Genomic DNA, 19,033 nt, shown 5'->3' on the forward strand with positions numbered 1-19,033 from the left:
GATACTGTCGATTTGCGCAATATTTGTTCCATTTACAGAGTTTAAATAGGCAGAATTATTAAATTGTGTTCAAACCCTTTGTACATGCGCATTCACTACTGTCCACGAAAATCTTTTAATAATCTCTTGAAACGCCTATAAATACAAGCTTGTAGGAGATAAAATAGACTCCCTACTTTTGAAAAGAGTATCTTTGCCACAAATTACAATTTGAAAGCAGATACTTATGAACAAAGGTCGATACGTATTTTCACAGCTGTGCGACTTTCTGCCGACAGACCATTTCAAATGGTTGATAAAAAAGTATGAAGGTAATAAATATGTGAAGAGTTTCACTTGTTGGAATCATCTGATGGTTCTTCTATTTGGTCAGTTGTCTAATCGTGAGGGATTACGAGACCTTATTGTAACCATCACTCCGTTCAAGTCAGCGTTCCACCATCTTGGTTTTGGAAAGAATGTCAGTAGAAGCAATTTGAGCAAGGCCAATGAAATACGCGAAGTCAAGATATTCCAAGAGTTTGCAGACAAGATGGTTTCCATAGCAAGAGAGAAACGAGGAGTCGTCAAGGACTTCTTCATATCGAACAATGTCTATGCGTTTGACTCCTCAACAATATCATTGTGCCTTTCTGTATACTGGTGGACTAAACTGCATCATGGGAAAGGAGGAGTGAAATTGCATGAACTGTATGACGTGAAGACAGACATTCCGACATTTTCTGTCATTACAGACGCTTCAGTTCACGATTCTCAAGTGATGGAGCTAATTCCCTATGAGAAAGAGAGTTTCTATATATTTGACAGAGCGTATATGGCAACTAGGAAACTTTATATAATAGAAGGAGCAGAAGCTTACTTTGTCGTGAGAGAGAAGCATAAAATGCCGTTTGAGGTCATAGAGGATAAAGAATACAACAACCCTTCATCTGGAATTATGGCTGACCAAATTATACGTTTCAAGGGATACAAGACTAAGAAGCAATATCCAAATAAACTTCGACGAGTGGTATTCTATGACTATGATGGTAATAGGACATTTGTATTTTACACGAACAATTTTGAAATTACAGCGGAACAGGTTGCTATGCTTTACAAATACAGATGGAGAGTAGAACTGTTCTTCAAATGGCTGAAGCAACATCTGCGCATCAAAGAGTTTTATGGAACCTCGGAGAATGCTGTAAAAATACAAATCTATGCAGCTATCATTGCATATTGTCTTGTCGTTATCGTACAAGAATGTATGGGGCTAAAGCTTCAAACCTATGATGTTCTAAGAATTTTAAGCACGGCATTGTTGACAAAAATGCCATTGTGTGACTTGCTCATTGAACAGAAAGAGGAAGAATTTACTGAAGGAAAAAACCTGCAGCTCTGCCTCAATTTTGATGGGTAACTATCAATTTGTTACTTTTTGAAATGTTAAAGGGTTTTCGTGGACAGTAGTGATGCGCATTTAGCGGTCTATCACCACCAAGCACTTGTATAAAAAGAAGTCATCTGCTTGATAGATAACGATTTACCTATAAACGAGCACCATCATTTGGAACTATTATTTCCAAGGTATAGTGAATGAAAGTGAAAAACCATTGGCGTAAGCTGCTGAAGACGTATGCTACATTGTTTAAGTAACAAACAATTCTTATTTGCTAAACTAAAAGGTCTCATCTACAAAAGGGTTAGCAACCAAATAACGAAAATATTAGCAGAAAATCAGGCAAAGGCTTATTAAAAATAACTACCTATTTTTTGTTTTAATAATAAAAATCACTACTGTCCACGAAAACCCTTTAACATTTCAAAAAGTAACAAATTGATAGTTACCCATCAAAATTGAGGCAGAGCTGCAGGTTTTTTCCTTCAGTAAATTCTTCCTCTTTCTGTTCAATGAGCAAGTCACACAATGGCATTTTTGTCAACAATGCCGTGCTTAAAATTCTTAGAACATCATAGGTTTGAAGCTTTAGCCCCATACATTCTTGTACGATAACGACAAGACAATATGCAATGATAGCTGCATAGATTTGTATTTTTACAGCATTCTCCGAGGTTCCATAAAACTCTTTGATGCGCAGATGTTGCTTCAGCCATTTGAAGAACAGTTCTACTCTCCATCTGTATTTGTAAAGCATAGCAACCTGTTCCGCTGTAATTTCAAAATTGTTCGTGTAAAATACAAATGTCCTATTACCATCATAGTCATAGAATACCACTCGTCGAAGTTTATTTGGATATTGCTTCTTAGTCTTGTATCCCTTGAAACGTATAATTTGGTCAGCCATAATTCCAGATGAAGGGTTGTTGTATTCTTTATCCTCTATGACCTCAAACGGCATTTTATGCTTCTCTCTCACGACAAAGTAAGCTTCTGCTCCTTCTATTATATAAAGTTTCCTAGTTGCCATATACGCTCTGTCAAATATATAGAAACTCTCTTTCTCATAGGGAATTAGCTCCATCACTTGAGAATCGTGAACTGAAGCGTCTGTAATGACAGAAAATGTCGGAATGTCTGTCTTCACGTCATACAGTTCATGCAATTTCACTCCTCCTTTCCCATGATGCAGTTTAGTCCACCAGTATACAGAAAGGCACAATGATATTGTTGAGGAGTCAAACGCATAGACATTGTTCGATATGAAGAAGTCCTTGACGACTCCTCGTTTCTCTCTTGCTATGGAAACCATCTTGTCTGCAAACTCTTGGAATATCTTGACTTCGCGTATTTCATTGGCCTTGCTCAAATTGCTTCTACTGACATTCTTTCCAAAACCAAGATGGTGGAACGCTGACTTGAACGGAGTGATGGTTACAATAAGGTCTCGTAATCCCTCACGATTAGACAACTGACCAAATAGAAGAACCATCAGATGATTCCAACAAGTGAAACTCTTCACATATTTATTACCTTCATACTTTTTTATCAACCATTTGAAATGGTCTGTCGGCAGAAAGTCGCACAGCTGTGAAAATACGTATCGACCTTTGTTCATAAGTATCTGCTTTCAAATTGTAATTTGTGGCAAAGATACTCTTTTCAAAAGTAGGGAGTCTATTTTATCTCCTACAAGCTTGTATTTATAGGCGTTTCAAGAGATTATTAAAAGATTTTCGTGGACAGTAGTGAATAAAAATATTGTTACATTTGCATTTATAAATGAAGCTAGACCTAAAAACTGCAAAAACGATTAAGCACATAAGTTTTCAAGAAAAATGAAGAAATAAGAACTATTGTTTGTCAACTTATCAATAGACATGATTTGCAACAAAATATGTTTGGTTCTTTACAACCCAAGCCGTGGCGCATGATGTTGCATCAGACTTTATTTTTAGACGACAGCAGTATCTACGATTTATTTTCATTGAATAAAGGCTAATTCATTCGTGAATCTTATCAGTAATTACTATTAATAACATTTTATGGAAAACAAATTCAGAATTAGATTGCGAAACGGAGAAATCCGGCTCGCAGCCGCAGCGATTCTTACCTTGGCCACTCCATTGTGTGCGCTGGCAGCGAAAGGCACTATGCCCGTGCAGGCCGAGCAGCAACGTCAGATTGTGGTAAAAGGTAAGGTAGTAGACAAACAAACCAAGGAAGGACTCATCGGTGCATCGGTTACCGTGAAGGGCCTGACAACGGGGGCTGTTACTGACATCAACGGCAACTTTTCCATCAACGTACCGTATGCAGAGGCCACGATTGTGGTTTCGTACATAGGCTATCAGCCTCAGGATGTGAAACTCGCAGGACGTAAAGAACTCGTGGTTGAGCTGATTGAAGATGCCAAAGCCTTGGAGGAGGTTGTGGCTGTGGGTTACATGAAACAGCGCAAGGAAACCATGACTGGTGCTGTAGCCACCATCACCACGAAAGACCTCACACAAAGCCCTACGGCCAACCTGAACAACGCCCTGGCCGGACGCTTGCCGGGTTTGATTGCCAACCAGTATATGGGTGGCGAGCCTGGTGTTGACAAGGCCGAGGTGTTTATTCGCGGTAAGGCTACCTTCAATGCGCAGAACCCTATCGTGATCATCGACGGTGTAGAACGTGACATGACCTATCTGGCTGCCGACGAAATAGAAACCTTCACCATCCTGAAAGATGCTTCGGCAACGGCACAATATGGTATACGCGGTGCCAACGGCGTGGTGGTAATTACCACCAAGCGCGGACAGTCGAGCGACAAAGCCAGCGTAAACTTCAAGGCATCATACGGATTCAACAAGGCGGTAAAGTTCCCTACATATTTAGGTTCGGCCGACTATATGACGCTGTACAACGAAGCCATGATTAACGATGCCCACATGAACGGACAATCTGCCGAGGAAATATCAAAGCTCAACCTCTTCAAGAAAGAAGCCATTGATGCCCACCGCACAGGGCAAGGATACAACTGGGATTACTTTGATTATGCTTTCAAGACGGCTCCTCAACAAGACTATACGCTGTCTATCCGTGGTGGTAACGACCGCGTGAAGTACTTCGTAATGGCCAATTACTTTAACCAGGGCACTAACCTCAAGTACAACTCAGAAGCTACCAACGGTGCCGAGAGCCGATTCAACCGATACAACATCCGGTCGAACATTGATATCAACATTACCAAGAACTTCTGGGCCAAGTTCGACTTGGGTGGTCGTATCACCGACCGTACCAGTCCTGGCACATCGGCTGCTACCATTGTTACACTGGCCAACACGCAGCCTCCTTACCTGCCCATCACACTCGATGACAACGGCAACAAGGCTAATAAGAACATCTTTGCGCAGAACCCTAACGGCGTGCTCTTTGGTACACAGCTCTATCGGTACAACATCCTGGGAGAACTAAGCCGCACAGGTTACCAGAACGAGAAGAACACTTACTTTGAGGGCGCGCTCACCTTGGGTCACAACCTTGACTTCATTACCAAGGGACTGAAGGTTGAAGGCATGTTCTCCTACGACTTCCACGGAAACCGTTGGATTATTCGTGACATCCCTTACTACCTTGAAGGCTACAAGCGACTGCCAGGCTACGCTACTTTCGAGCCACTCGATGGTGTTGACGTGTACAACGACCCTACTGTTCCTTATAAGGGCGCATACGGTGGCGGTAACAAATACGAGATTGACCAGAACCGTAACAACGGCGTGAACAATAACCCGCAAGACTCGCGCTACTACGCACAGTTCAAGCTGGAGTACAACCGCACCTTCAACCAAGATCATGAGGTAAGCGCCATGTTCCTGGCCAACCGCAGCGAGCGCAACTACAACAACGATCCTTACTACCGCTATCAGGGCATGACCGGTCACGCTTCTTACTATTATCAAAGAAAGTACCTGGCCGAGTTCAACTTTGGTTACAACGGGTCAGAGAACTTCGCCCGTGGCAAGCGTTACGGATTCTTCCCCTCAGGCTCACTGGGATGGGTGATCAGCAACGAAAAGTTCATGGAGAGCACCCAGTCGTGGCTCGACTACTTGAAACTGAGAGCATCTTATGGATTGGTAGGTAGCGACATGTTGCCTAGCGACCGCTTCGCATACCTGGCATACTATGGGGGTGCCAACGGATACAACTTCGGTCCTAACCTCAACACCGGAATCGGTGGTAACAGAGAAGCCCGCCTTGCCAGCACTGCCCTGACATGGGAAAAGGCCAAGAAACTGAATCTTGGCTTCGATATCACCATGCTACAACAGCGACTCAACTTCAGCTTCGACTTCTTCATCGAGAAGCGCTACGACATCCTCACCAGCCTCAACACCGGCGCAGGTGCCGATATCCAGCGGCTCAACTTTCCTGCCATCGTAGGTGCGTCGGCTCCATGGATCAACTCTAGTAAAATCAAGAACCAAGGTATCGACTTCGAACTGACATGGCAAGACAAGATTGGACGCAACTTTAGATACTACATTAAGCCCAACTTTACCTTTGCCCGCAACAAGATTGAGTTCACCAACGAAATCAACTGGGGCGACAATACTTGGCGCCAGGCCACCGGCAAACCTATGTATAGCAACTTTACCTATGTGTTCGACCACTTCGTGGCTGACCAGGCCGAAGCCGATGCCCTCAACGCCTCTGGCATCCAGGGATCGTTTGGCAAGCTGATACCCGGTGACGTGGTATACAAGGATATGAACAATGACAAGGTGATTGACGATAAAGACCGTGCTGCTCAAGGTTATCCACGCAGTCCAGAGATTATGTTTGGTATCCCCGTAGGCATCACATACAAGGGATTCGACTTCAGCGTGTTGTTCCAGGGCGCAGCCAACTCTTCAGTTCTGCTGAATGGCGCAGCCGTGTACGACTTCCCTAACTTCGACAACGACAAACTGGGTAAGGTAAAACCGCTGCACATGAACCGATGGACGCCAGAAACCGCAGCCACAGCCAAATATCCTGCACTGCACCTGGGCACACACAACAATAACAAAAACTCTCGCAACAGTCTCTTTCTCTACGATGCCAGTTATATGCGTCTGAAGAACCTGGAGATTGGCTACTCGCTGCCTCACAGCATCATCAAGATTGCCAATTTGCAGCAGGTACGATTCTATATCCAAGGCCAGAACCTCTTCACGTGGGATAAGCTCGACGATGTTGACGTAGACCCCGAAACCAGCAGCAACGGTACCTGGTATCCCATCCAGAAGACCTTCAACTTTGGTGTTAATATCACATTCTAATCTATTATTGAAATACAATTATGAAAAAGCTATATAGTTCATTATTCATGTTAGGAATATTCCTGACATTGGTCGGATGTAGCGAAAGCTTCCTTGACAAGGAAGAAGACGACAAGAAGTCTGAAGCCGACGTCTACACCCGATACGAGGAAGTTAACAAGAACGTAGCCACCGCCTACTGGAACGCCCGGTACGCCATGCGTCCACTGGTATGGCTCGAGCACTTCTCTTCTTCTGTTATCACAGACGAGTGCGAGGCATCCAATGTGGAAGGCAACATCGGTAACCGATACAACCAAGGCGACTGGAACCCTAACGCCAACTTCCCCGGCAACAACCGCCAGTTTTGGAACAGCATGTTTTCAGCCATTCGCCACATCAACCTGACACTGGAAGGCATCGAGAAGTACAAGACACCAGACAACCCGCTTAGCCCGGGCGACCTGGACAAGCGCATCGGTGAGCTTTACTTCCTTCGCGGATACATGCACTTGAGACTGATGACACTTTACGGAGAAATTCCTTATATCGACCATAGCATCCCCACAACTGACAAGATGGAATTCAAACAGGAAAGCGTGCACGCCGTGGTTGACAAGATTGTGGCCGACGCCGAAGCAGCATACGCCAAGGTGGCAGAAATGTATAACCGCAGCGACGAACACTTTGGACGTGTAGACAAAGGAGCCTGCCTCGGTCTCATTGCCATTGCACGATGGATGGCCGCCACACCACTGTACAACGGAGCCAAGGAACATGGGTACGAGGGCAACCGCGTATTTGAAAGCGAATATACCTACAAGGCCGAACGCTGGACTGCTGCCAAGGATGCAGCCAAGAAGGTAATCGACTTCAGAGTAAACGGTGCTCCACGCTACAGCCTCTATGCCAAGTACGACGCACACGACTTTCAGGACGACGGCAACCGCAACCTCAACGGGTCACTGCTCTACCACCGCCTGTGGGATATGTTCTACGACCTAGATGGCATGCAGACCGAAGGCGTGTTCTTCGTAACACGCGACAAGAACAACTGGTGGCTGGGCGACCAGTACCCTCCAAGCCGTGGTGGTGGCTCACGTCAGCAGCCCGTGCAAGAGCAGGTAGACGAGTATGAATACATGGCACCCGATGGCTACGGATATCCCGTATACAGCCAGGAAGCACGCAACGCTGGCTACGACGATGCCAACCCATATGTAAAGCGCGACCCACGCTTCTACCGTGACATCATCTACCATGGTGCTCCTTATCGTGACAACGGTAACCACGCACGCCCCATGAACACCGCCGAGGGATCTGACCAGATCAATGCCAACAACGCAACCACAACTGGTTACTACCTGCGCAAGTTCATGAAAGACGGATACAACAAGAGCGGTGGATTCGACATCCACTCACCAGCCATCTGGCGTTTGCCTGAATTTATCTACATCTACGCAGAGGCTGTAAACGAGACCAGCGGACCTAACCAAGAAATCTACGACATGATTAACAAGGTGCGTGCCCGCTCGTTCATGAGTCCAATGCCACCGGCAACCATGACCAACAAGAAGCTGATGCGCGAATACATCAAGCGCGAGCGCCGCGTAGAGTTCTTCTACGAGAACAAACGTCCATTCGAGTGCCGTCTGTACCTCGAACCATCATCTAAGGAAGAATTGGCAAAAGAGAAGATTTTCCTCTCATTAGGAGCCGACAACACACAGCGCTCTATCAACTACTGGAAGCAAAACAAGGGTGCTTATCCTAAGTGCCAACGCATGATCAACGGCATGCGCCCTGTAGAAGATCCAGCCGGTAAGATAGAGATCAATGGAAAACGCTATCGCATGGAACGCTTCTGCAAGGAAGAGCGTACATTCGAGACACCGAAGCACTATCTATTCCCAATCCAGAACACCGAGCTGAACGTTTGCCCTACCCTGGTTCAGAACCCAGGCTGGTAAAAGAAAGACCAATAGGCTAAAGGAAACATAAGATACGATAGGGAGTGAAGGAGAGCAACATCTCTTCTTCGCTCCTTTTTTTATTTTTCCTCAACGCAGAAGCCAGATGGTTTTTCTTGCTTTTATTTGCAAAAAATATTTATCTTTGCATACAGCAAAACGGCAGGATAAACCTGCTGAACAAAGACACCACATGGACAAAACACAACGAAAACCTATATTAAGGAAGCCTCGCTGGCTGTACACCCGGATAGAGGGTGGCGAGAAATACGGCATGGTGGAAGACACCATCGCACAAAACGGACTGCACACCATTTGCAGCAGTGGCAAATGTCCCAACAGGGGACACTGCTGGAAACACGGAACGGCCACTTTCATGATTCTGGGCGACCGCTGCACGCGCGCCTGCCGCTTCTGCGCCACGATGACGGGTCATCCACTGCCGCCCGATGGCACAGAGCCGATAAAGATTGCCCGATCGGTGAAGGCGATGGGACTGAAACATGCCGTGATTACCTCTGTCGACCGTGACGACCTGCCCGACAAGGGGGCAGCTCACTGGGCCGAAACCATCCGGGAGGTGCGCCGCCTGTGTCCCAACACCATCATTGAGATACTCATTCCCGACTACCGGGGCCGAGAGCTTCAAACCGTGCTGGATGCCCAACCCGACATCGTGGGACACAACCTGGAAACGGTTGAACGGCTCACGCCATCTGTCCGCAGTAGGGCCACCTACCGCAACAGTATGGCAGTGCTGCAAGAGATTGCCACGGCTGGATTCATCGCCAAGACGGGCATCATGGTGGGATTGGGCGAACAACCCGACGAGGTGACGCAGTTGCTGCGCGATGCTCGTGAGGCGGGCTGTCGCATGCTGACCATCGGACAGTACCTGCAACCCTCATCCGCCCAGCTTGACGTGGTGGAGTACGTGCATCCCGACACCTTCGCCCTATACAAACAACAGGCATTGGAGTTGGGCTTCGACCATGTGGAGAGTGGTCCGCTGGTGCGTTCGTCGTATATGGCCGAGCAATCGTTCGTGAGCATGATGGTCAAGAGCAACGACACGCACAGCGATGCCACCAAAGCACCTGCAAACAGACAAGCGTGAAGGAGGCGAACGTGCATGTTGACAAAAATTCTTTGAAACCCTAACAAACATCAGAAACAACTATATGATTGACGACATTCTGACCTTCAACAAACAATTCGTAGCCGAGAAAGAATACGAGAAGTATATCACAACGGGACAACCCGACCGCAAGCTGGCCGTACTGAGCTGCATGGACACGCGCCTGACCGAATTGCTGCCAAAGGCGATGGGGCTGAAAAACGGTGACGCCAAGTTCATCAAGGTGGCCGGCGGCACGATGCTCTCGCCCTACGACACGGTGATGCGCTCACTGCTGGTGGCCATCTACGAACTCGGCTGCGAAGAGGTGATGGTGATTCACCACACCAACTGCGGTCTGTGCAACATGCACGCCAACCATTTCATCGAGCTCATGCAGCAGCGCGGCATCAAAGAGGAGGCGCTGGCCGAGGCATCCAAGTACACCGATCTGGAGAGGTACCTCGGTGGCTTTCCAGACATCGAAGAAGACGTACGCCTCACGGTGACAGCCATCAGGCGTCATCCCTTGATTCCGCGCAGCGTCATAGTACGCGGCTTCATCATTGATTCGGAAACCGGACAGCTCACGGAGATAGAGAAGTACTAACACATCAAACAAGCGAAGCGGAACGGACCGACAATACAACGTAATACTAAAATAATCTTTATGAACACAAGGATGCTCCTACTGGCCATAACGCTGGCCGGCAGTATGACAGTACATGCAAAGGACAACGACCAGGCACCCGCACCGGTGATGCCCATCCCCACCGAGCATCAGGTGAGGTGGCAACAGATGGAGACATACGCGTTCGTACACTTCGGTCTGAACACCTTCAACGACCGCGAATGGGGTTACGGCGACTGCAAATTGGAAACGTTCAACCCCACCAGGCTCGACTGCGAGCAATGGGCGCAAACCTTCGTCAAGGCAGGTCTGAAGGGTGTCATCATCACCGCCAAACATCACGATGGCTTCTGCCTGTGGCCCACCAACTACACCGACTACAGCATACGCAACACGTCTTACAAGGATGGCAAGGGCGACGTGGTGGGCGAACTGGCCGCGGCATGCAAGAAATACGGACTGAAGTTTGGCGTGTACCTCTCACCCTGGGACAGACACCAGGCTTTCTACGGCACACCGTTCTATGTAGACTACTTCTACCACCAGCTGCGTGAGCTGTTCACACGCTACGGCGACATCTTCGAGATTTGGTTCGATGGAGCCAACGGCGGCGACGGATGGTATGGCGGTGCCAAGGACACGCGGACCATTGACCGCCGCACCTACTACCAATACCCTCGCGCCTACAAGATGATCAACGAGCTGCAACCGCAGTGCATCGTGTTCTCAGATGGCGGACCGGGCTGTCGGTGGGTGGGCAACGAGCGGGGATATGCGCATGCCACCAACTGGTCGTTCTTGCGCCGGGGCGAGGTATTCCCTGGTTATGAGAAATATTACGAGCTGCAACAGGGACATGCCGATGGCAACCAATGGGTGCCGGCAGAGTGCGACGTGTCCATCCGACCGGGCTGGTTCTACCATGAGCGCGAGGATAACAAGGTGAAATCGGTGGACCATCTCACCGATCTGTATTATCGCAGCGTGGGACACAACGCCAACTTACTCATCAACTTCCCCGTCAACAAAGAGGGGCGCATTCATCCCACCGACTCTGCCAACATCGTGGCCATGCACCAGCGCGTGACGACTGAGCTGGAACACAACCTCCTGCGGGGCGCACGCATCAAAGCGTCTGACGAGCGAGGAAGACGGTTTGGCGTGAAAGCCCTCACCGACAACCGCTTTGACACCTATTGGGCCACCCATGACAGTGTGCGCTGTGCCACGCTCAGCATCAGCTTCCCCCGTGCCACACAGCTCAACCGCCTACTACTGCAAGAGTACATCCCGTTGGGACAGCGCGTCAAGAGCTTCACCGTGGAGTATCTCTCGGGCAAGCAGTGGCTGCCCATCCGGCTCAATGAAGAGACCACCACCATTGGCTACAAACGACTGCTGCGCTTCAAGCCCATCACCACTCGGCAGCTGCGCATCCGCTTTAATGATGCGCGGGGATGCATCTGCATCAGTGAGATAGCCGCTTATCATGCTCCCAACGCGCAAGAAAGTTTCGAACTGAAGGAAGCCGACCTGAAGGGTTATGCGTATACCCGGGTACCCGGCACGGCAGAGAATGAGGTATTGATGGATTTGGGACAGAGCCGCACCGTGAGCGCGCTGCATTACCAGCCGGTACAAAAGGGCATCGCAACCCATTACGAGATACTCGTTGGCGACGACCCTTCACAGCTTCGAACTCTCACCACGGGCGAATTCTCAAACATCCGCAACAACCCTATCCGCCAGGATGTATACCTCACCCCCACCCCCGCCCGCTACATCATGCTGCGTGCTCTGCGAACGGTAGACGGCAGCAAGCGCCTACTGTTCGACAAGCTGGTGGTGAGATAGATTGCAAGTTTACAAGTTGGCGAGTTTACAAGTTGACAAGTTGACGAGTTGACAAGTTGACGAGTTGATGGCTCATGAGCTGAGAGGCTCACGAGAAAGCCATCAGCTCGTCAGCTTGTTTTTTTATCAGCTTGTATGTTTGCCAGCTTGTTTGTTTGTCAGCTTGTTTGTTTGTCAGCTTGTTTGTTTGTCAGCTTGTTTGTTTGTCATCCACTCTTTACAAAAACTGATAACCCATTAGCTATTTTTAGTCATATTAATTATCTAAAAAAAATAACCTCTTTCATTATTTCATAGACAAAGTTTTCCAAAACTTTTTGTAACTTACTGTTTATAAGGCGATTAACTTTTATTAACTCGATAAAAGTTATCCAAAATGATTTTTCAATGAAATAATTATTATCTTTGCAAAGCAATCAAGAAGATAGTAAGCAAGCACAAAGTTTTCTGCTTAGGAGCATCATAGAAAGCTAGTAATCCTAGGAAAACTAGAAATCCTAGATGACCTAGAAAAACTAGGAAACCTAGAAATCCTAGGAAAACTCGTTAACTCGTCAACTAAAAAAAACTCATAACTATCTACTCGTAAACTTGTCAACTCGTAAACTCGTAAACTAAAAACACATGATTCAAACCATAGTGAAGCGCGACGGACGCATAGTAGGCTTCAACGACCAAAAAATCATGGCTGCCATCCGAAAAGCCATGCTACACACCGAAAAAGGTGAAGACGAACGACTCATACAGCAAATCACCGACCACATCTCGGTTCATGGAAAACCGCAAATGTCGGTAGAGGACATCCAAGACGCTGTAGAAATGGAACTCATGAAGAGTGCGCGCAAAGACGTGGCACAGAAGTACATCGCCTATCGCAACCAGCGCAGCATTGCACGCAAGGCAAAGACACGCGACGTATTCTTGGACATCGTGAACATCAAGAACAACGATGTGACACGCGAGAACGCCAACATGAACGCTGACACGCCAGCAGGCATGATGATGAAGTTCGCCTCGGAAACCACTAAACCCTTCGTAGACGACTATCTGCTGTCAGAGCAAAGTCGTGAGGCGGTGGCACACAACCTGCTGCACGTACACGACAAAGACTACTACCCCACCAAGTCGCTCACCTGCTGCCAGCACCCATTGGACAACATCCTACAACATGGGTTCACCGCTGGACATGGCTCTTCAAGACCCGCCAAGCGCATCGAGACTGCCGCCGTGCTGGCGTGCATCTCCTTGGAGTGCGCACAAAACGAGATGCACGGTGGACAAGCCATCCCTGCCTTCGACTTCTATCTCGCCCCCTTCGTGCGCTCCTCTTATATAGAAGAGGTGAAAAATCTGGAAAATCTCTATGGTGACAACTTCGAACACTTGTACCAAACCGAGATAGACGACTACATCGACCGCCCACTCAACGGACTGAAAGGTGATGCACGCATCAAGCAACATGCCATCAACCGCACCGTGGCACGCGTTCACCAGTCGATGGAAGCCTTCATCCACAACATGAACACCATCCACTCGCGTGGAGGAAACCAAGTAGTGTTCTCGTCCATCAACTACGGTACGGACACTTCTGCCGAAGGGCGTTGCGTGATACGTGAACTGCTCAACAGCACCTACCAAGGCGTGGGCAACGGCGAGACCGCCATCTTCCCCATACAGATTTGGAAGAAGAAGCGGGGCGTGAGCTATCTGCCCAATGACCGCAACTACGACCTGTACTGTCTGGCGTGCAAGGTGACGGCACGGAGATTCTTCCCCAACTTCCTGAACCTTGATGCCACCTTCAACCAACACGAACTGTGGCGTGCCGACGACCCCAAACGATATATGTACGAAATGGCAACCATGGGATGCCGCACCCGTGTGTTTGAAAACAGATACGGCTTGAAAACGAGTGTGGGCAGGGGCAACCTATCGTTCTCCACCATCAACATCGTGCGACTCGCCATTGAGTGCATGGATATCAAAGACAAAGAGCAGCGCATCGCCAAGTTCTTTGCCAAGCTCGATGACATGCTGGAAATCACCGCCAAGCAACTCGACGACCGCTTCCAGTTCCAAAAGACAGCCTTCGCTAAGCAGTTCCCCTTGTTGATGTCAAAACTGTGGGGTGGCTGCGAACAGCTGGAACCAAACGACACCATAGAGAGCGTCATCAACCAAGGCACCTTGGGCATTGGGTTCATCGGATTGGCAGAATGTCTCGTGGCACTCGTAGGAAAGCATCACGGAGAGTCGGAAGAGGCACAAGCGTTGGGCATCAAAATCGTGACCTACATGCGCGACCGCTCCAAAGACTTCTGCGAGCAGTATCAACACAACTACAGCATCCTCGCCACACCTGCCGAAGGACTGTCTGGAAAGTTCACCAAGAAGGACCGCAAAGAGTTTGGCGCACTGCCAGGCATCACCGACCGTGACTATTACACCAACTCTAACCATGTGCCCGTGTACTACAAGTGCAGCGCACGCCACAAGGCTGAGGTAGAAGCTCCCTACCACGACCTGACACGTGGTGGTCACATCTTCTACGTGGAGATAGACGGAGACGCCACGCACAACCCACAAGTCATCATGAACGTGGTAGACATGATGGATCGTTACAACATGGGCTACGGCAGCGTGAACCACAACCGCAACCGATGCATGGACTGCGGATACGAGAACGCTGACGCACACCTCGACACCTGTCCTAAGTGCGGCAGTCATCACATCGACCGTCTGCAACGCATCACAGGCTATCTCGTTGGCACTACCGACCGCTGGAACGCTGGCAAGTTAGCAGAGCTCAACGACAGGGTGACGCACGGGTAGAAAAAAAAGCCTCTCCCCCGACCCCTCCCCAAAAGGGAGGGGAGTAGATAGCTGGCTAAACAGAGGTTGTAAACTCACAGACTCATTAACCCACAAACTCATTAACCCATTAACTTTCCAACTCATCTCCCAAACAGCCTTCTCAAGAAAATAGTCTAACTACTCCCCTCCCCCTCGGGGAGGGGTCGGGGGAGAGGCTGCTCCGTATCCTATGCTATCCATCCTATCCATTCTCGAAGACACCACGGTAGACGGACCGGGCTTTCGCACCACCGTCTACTGTGCAGGATGCCCTAACGCCTGCCCGGGTTGTCACAACCCACAGACATGGGACATCCACAACGGACAATGGATGCAAGTGGAGGACATCATGCGTGTGATAGAGGCAGACCCCTTTGCCAACGTCACCTTCTCGGGAGGTGACCCCATGTTTCAAGCCGAAGGATTCGCGGAATTAGCACACGCCATAAAGACACGCACCAACAAAACAATATGGTGCTACACGGGCTTTACCTTCGAAGCGCTCATCAAGAATCCGCAACAACGCCAACTGCTCGAGTGGATAGATGTGTTAGTAGACGGTCCGTTTGTGGAAAAACTCAAAGATCCTGACCTGCTCTTTCGTGGCAGCTCCAACCAGCGCATCATCAACGTGCCACTATCGCTTCAGCAAGGCAGGGTGGTGCTGTGGGAAGTTACTTGCGATTGTTCCTAAATACTTTTTAATTTTTTAGGGTTATTATTCGAAAATTTTATTTAATTTTGTATCAATAACTTATATTTAGTAAACGATGCGAAACAGAACCTCTACCCTATTATTTGCCCTCCTATTGTGGCTAAGCGCATTTGGTGCGCCTGTGAGCAAACAAAAGGCTCAAAAGTTGGTGGAAAACTTCTTGAAAGAAAATCTGCCGAGTAGTTATCAACCCACACGTGCTGGCAAGAACGTCTTGAAAGCGGTGGATGCCACCCCATACTATTACGTCTTCAGCATTGGAAGTCAAAAAGGATTTGTCATTGCCTCTGCGGATGACAGAACCGAACCCATTTTCGGATACACGCTGAATGGAAAGTTTGACAAGGCGAATTTGCCTGAAGGACTGTGCGACCTGCTCTCTTATTATGCAAAAGAGTTACAACTGCTCGACCAACGTGGAGAAACGACGACTCACCTTGCCACAAGGGCTGGCAACAACCGCACCCCCATTGAACAACTCATGGAAACGCAATGGAATCAATCAGCGCCCTACAACAACAACTGTCCCATGGATGGCAAGGAAAGAAGCGTCACGGGATGCGTGGCAACTGCAATGGCGCAAATCATGTTCTACCACAAATGGCCACAAAACATGTTAGCAAAACCCATTGCGGCTTATACCACTAAAACGAAACAAATCCAATGTGAGGCATTGGAATCCACCTCGTTTGAATGGGAGGTGATGCTTCACTCTTACCAAGGCAACCTGTACAAAGAGAGTGAAGAGGCGGTGGCAAAACTGATGAGATATGTAGGACAGTCGCTAAAGATGGACTATTCCGCAGAGGCATCGAGTACGAACTCCGGCAATTGCGTCTCGGCATTGTCCAATTACTTCGGCTACTCTAAAGGTATGAAGTTAGTACAACGAAGCGACTATGCGTACGAAGAGTGGAACAATTTGATATACAACGAACTAAAGAACAACCGCCCCGTGTATTACAGCGCATCAACACAGACCCGAAGCGGTCATGCCTTCGTATGTGACGGATACAAGGAGGGCGACTTCTTTCACATCAACTGGGGATGGGGTGGCATGTCCGATGGCTACTACCGCTTGTCGGTGTTACGTCCCAATCAGGCTGGCATAGGAGGCAACGCCGATGCCTACGCCTTGAACCAAGATGCCATCATTGGCATCAAGCCAGCAATAGAAGCAGAAACGACACCAATCGTACTCACCGTATACCAGTTGGAGCTGAACCCATCTAACATCACAAGGAATAATAAGACGAGTGATTTCAATGGCATGAGCCTTCACGTGATGTTTACCAACCGCTGTGGCACAGACTTCAATGGAAAGATAGGTGTAGGATTGTTTAAGGACAACCAACTAATTTCGGTGCTGAGAGAAACGAATGAGCAGTACGTCAACGACCCGAACACTGTCAGTGGACTAACCTTTTATGGAATATCGTTTGGGAAAGACCTTGACAATGGTACGTATCAACTGAAGGCTATCTACCAAGTAGATGGAGAGACAGAATGGAAAGTGAGCGAAGACGGAGACAAGAAAAGAATTGACATCACCATTACTGACACGCAACTCAAGCAAACCACTGCCGACAAACGTCCTCAATTAGAGGTGAAAGAGGTGAAGATGAAGGGAAGCAAAGAGATTGGCGTACCACTGACGATCACACTGACAGTAGAAAACAAGGGCGGCGATTGCAACGAAGAATGGAACTTCAACCTCGATAACAAGATAGTAGCCATCGTTGGCGCATATATCGCAGCCAACGCCACCAACAGCATTGAAATAAAAATCAAACCACAAAAAGAGGGAACGCTGTCCTATTACATTCAGCGACCCGACGGTAGCAAGTTGTATAAAGGTACCATAGAGGTGGGACATTATGCCAACAAAGAGTTGCCCAAGATTGAAATCAAGCCCAACCTCGGCAAAGACGAAACCATTGAGGCGCCCACACTCACGGGAACGATAGTAGTCACCAACGATGAAGCAGGCACATACGCCAACGGCATCGATTTGGTATTGTACAAAATAAAGGAGGGAACCAACCAAGGGTACCCTGTGGAGACCTATCAGATCGACGAAGAGATTGCTGGCAACACAACCGTTACACTGCCTTTCACTTTCAACAGCATTGAAGACGGCGCCAACTATTTCATTATTGCCATGGAATACAGAAACAATACGAGAACCCTCGTAGAACAAACTTATTCCTACAACGTAAAATTCCTGCCAAGCGGCATTGACGCAATCGAAAAGACTGCTCAACAAGACCATCTGCCCATATACAACCTTCGTGGTGTGAAGGTAGGCACAGGCTGGAAAGACCTCCAGCGTTTGCCAAAGGGAATATATATAATAGGTGGAAAGAAAGTAGCAAGATAAATACTTACTTTTAGGTATTGCGAAACTTCCTCACACCTCGTACCTTTGCAGCAAAGAAAATACAAGAGTATGATTAAACGAAAGTACCATATAGCATATATGGATATACACCCCTCCACTATCGAAGCGCACTGTTCAAGAAAAGAACAGTGCGTTTTTTTTATGAACAAAATAGAACATCGTTCACTATTAACCCTTTACCCTCATCATGCAAACTCTGAAAGATGACATTCGGCAGCGCATCATCGCTACCGCTCGTGCAGAATTTATCGCCCATGGCGTACGCTGCACCTCCATCCGCACAGTGGCTCGCAAGTCAGGTGTCGCTGTAGGAAACCTATACAATTACTTCAAGAGCAAGGACGAACTGTTTTGCGAGGTGCTGCGACCTCTCACCAAGGCATTGAACAAACACATCCTGTCGCACAATGACGAAAAGTTCCTGTCGATAGACGTGTTCAACATGCGGCAACACCAAATAGATTACATCTTTGCCATGCTCGCCATCATCAAAGACTTTCGTCCAGAGCTTCGACTGCTCCTATTCAACTCGGAGGGTACGTCGCTACAAGGATATAAAGACAAGATGGTGGACAGACAGATGAAGGTGGGTATGGAATACCTGCGACTGATGAAAGAACGCTATCCACATCTCAATGCCAACATTTCGCCATTCTTGGTTCACATCAATTGCTCTACATGGATAACCGTTTTCTGCGAGATTGTAGAACACGAAGATTACAGCGACGAGGATATCAAAGTTGCCTTGGAGCAGTACATGGATTTTAGCATGGCAGGTTGGAAAGCATTACTGAAACCATAAAGACTAATTATTAAAAAACGA

Annotated in this window: 11 protein-coding genes; 10 read left to right on the top strand and 1 reads right to left on the bottom strand. The window is 48.1% G+C overall.

Going from position 1 to position 19,033, the window contains the following annotated elements:
• Positions 1–226: 226 nt before the first annotated feature.
• On the top strand, positions 227–1,399 hold the full coding sequence (locus NQ518_RS06705; protein WP_227208630.1) for an IS4 family transposase: 1,173 nt from the start codon (positions 227–229) through the stop codon (positions 1,397–1,399).
• A 424-nt stretch (positions 1,400–1,823) separates the two neighbouring features.
• On the opposite strand, the gene NQ518_RS06710 is transcribed toward NQ518_RS06705, so the two are convergent.
• Entirely contained in the window at positions 1,824–2,996 is a 1,173-nt protein-coding gene (locus tag NQ518_RS06710; protein ID WP_227208630.1) for an IS4 family transposase, read from the bottom strand.
• Positions 2,997–3,423: 427 nt separating this feature from the next.
• Here NQ518_RS06710 and NQ518_RS06715 point away from each other — a divergent pair, with 427 nt between their 5' ends.
• From NQ518_RS06715 to NQ518_RS06755, 9 genes are all read left to right on the top strand, one after another.
• Positions 3,424–6,690: a SusC/RagA family TonB-linked outer membrane protein gene (locus NQ518_RS06715; RefSeq protein WP_374211141.1), complete on the top strand. Its 3,267-nt coding sequence runs from the start codon at positions 3,424–3,426 to the stop codon at positions 6,688–6,690.
• A gap of 20 nt (positions 6,691–6,710) precedes the next feature.
• Positions 6,711–8,639, top strand: a complete 1,929-nt coding sequence (locus NQ518_RS06720; protein ID WP_227207740.1) for a RagB/SusD family nutrient uptake outer membrane protein — start codon at positions 6,711–6,713, stop codon at positions 8,637–8,639.
• A 193-nt stretch (positions 8,640–8,832) separates the two neighbouring features.
• Positions 8,833–9,756, top strand: coding sequence for a lipoyl synthase (gene lipA / locus NQ518_RS06725; RefSeq protein WP_227207738.1), 924 nt, complete (start codon positions 8,833–8,835; stop codon positions 9,754–9,756).
• Positions 9,757–9,820: 64 nt separating this feature from the next.
• Positions 9,821–10,366 (top strand): beta-class carbonic anhydrase, encoded by a 546-nt coding sequence (locus NQ518_RS06730; RefSeq protein WP_227207736.1) that lies wholly within the window; start codon positions 9,821–9,823, stop codon positions 10,364–10,366.
• 60 nt (positions 10,367–10,426) lie between these two features.
• A complete protein-coding gene (locus tag NQ518_RS06735; protein ID WP_374211142.1) occupies positions 10,427–12,241 on the top strand; it encodes an alpha-L-fucosidase in 1,815 nt (604 codons plus the stop codon).
• Between the two features lie 624 nt (positions 12,242–12,865).
• Complete coding sequence (locus NQ518_RS06740; RefSeq protein ID WP_227960344.1) at positions 12,866–15,073, top strand: anaerobic ribonucleoside triphosphate reductase; 2,208 nt, start codon at positions 12,866–12,868, stop codon at positions 15,071–15,073.
• A gap of 211 nt (positions 15,074–15,284) precedes the next feature.
• Complete coding sequence (gene nrdG, locus NQ518_RS06745; protein WP_227960342.1) at positions 15,285–15,788, top strand: anaerobic ribonucleoside-triphosphate reductase activating protein; 504 nt, start codon at positions 15,285–15,287, stop codon at positions 15,786–15,788.
• Positions 15,789–15,864: 76 nt separating this feature from the next.
• Entirely contained in the window at positions 15,865–18,189 is a 2,325-nt protein-coding gene (locus tag NQ518_RS06750; RefSeq protein ID WP_227960340.1) for a C10 family peptidase, read from the top strand.
• A 208-nt stretch (positions 18,190–18,397) separates the two neighbouring features.
• Positions 18,398–19,012, top strand: a complete 615-nt coding sequence (locus tag NQ518_RS06755) for a TetR/AcrR family transcriptional regulator (RefSeq protein WP_007175325.1) — start codon at positions 18,398–18,400, stop codon at positions 19,010–19,012.
• Positions 19,013–19,033: the final 21 nt, after the last annotated feature.

This window comes from Hoylesella buccalis ATCC 35310, from assembly GCF_025151385.1.
Classification (GTDB): Bacteria; Bacteroidota; Bacteroidia; order Bacteroidales; family Bacteroidaceae; genus Prevotella; species Prevotella buccalis.

Coding starts and splice junctions, on each gene's coding strand:
- NQ518_RS06705 (WP_227208630.1), top strand. CDS start 227: ATGAACAAAGGTCGATACGTATTTTCACAGCTGTGCGACTTTCTGCCG.
- NQ518_RS06740 (WP_227960344.1), top strand. CDS start 12,866: ATGATTCAAACCATAGTGAAGCGCGACGGACGCATAGTAGGCTTCAAC.
- NQ518_RS06710 (WP_227208630.1), bottom strand. CDS start 2,996: ATGAACAAAGGTCGATACGTATTTTCACAGCTGTGCGACTTTCTGCCG.
- NQ518_RS06720 (WP_227207740.1), top strand. CDS start 6,711: ATGAAAAAGCTATATAGTTCATTATTCATGTTAGGAATATTCCTGACA.
- NQ518_RS06735 (WP_374211142.1), top strand. CDS start 10,427: ATGAACACAAGGATGCTCCTACTGGCCATAACGCTGGCCGGCAGTATG.
- nrdG (WP_227960342.1), top strand. CDS start 15,285: ATGCTATCCATCCTATCCATTCTCGAAGACACCACGGTAGACGGACCG.
- NQ518_RS06750 (WP_227960340.1), top strand. CDS start 15,865: ATGCGAAACAGAACCTCTACCCTATTATTTGCCCTCCTATTGTGGCTA.
- lipA (WP_227207738.1), top strand. CDS start 8,833: ATGGACAAAACACAACGAAAACCTATATTAAGGAAGCCTCGCTGGCTG.
- NQ518_RS06715 (WP_374211141.1), top strand. CDS start 3,424: ATGGAAAACAAATTCAGAATTAGATTGCGAAACGGAGAAATCCGGCTC.
- NQ518_RS06755 (WP_007175325.1), top strand. CDS start 18,398: ATGCAAACTCTGAAAGATGACATTCGGCAGCGCATCATCGCTACCGCT.
- NQ518_RS06730 (WP_227207736.1), top strand. CDS start 9,821: ATGATTGACGACATTCTGACCTTCAACAAACAATTCGTAGCCGAGAAA.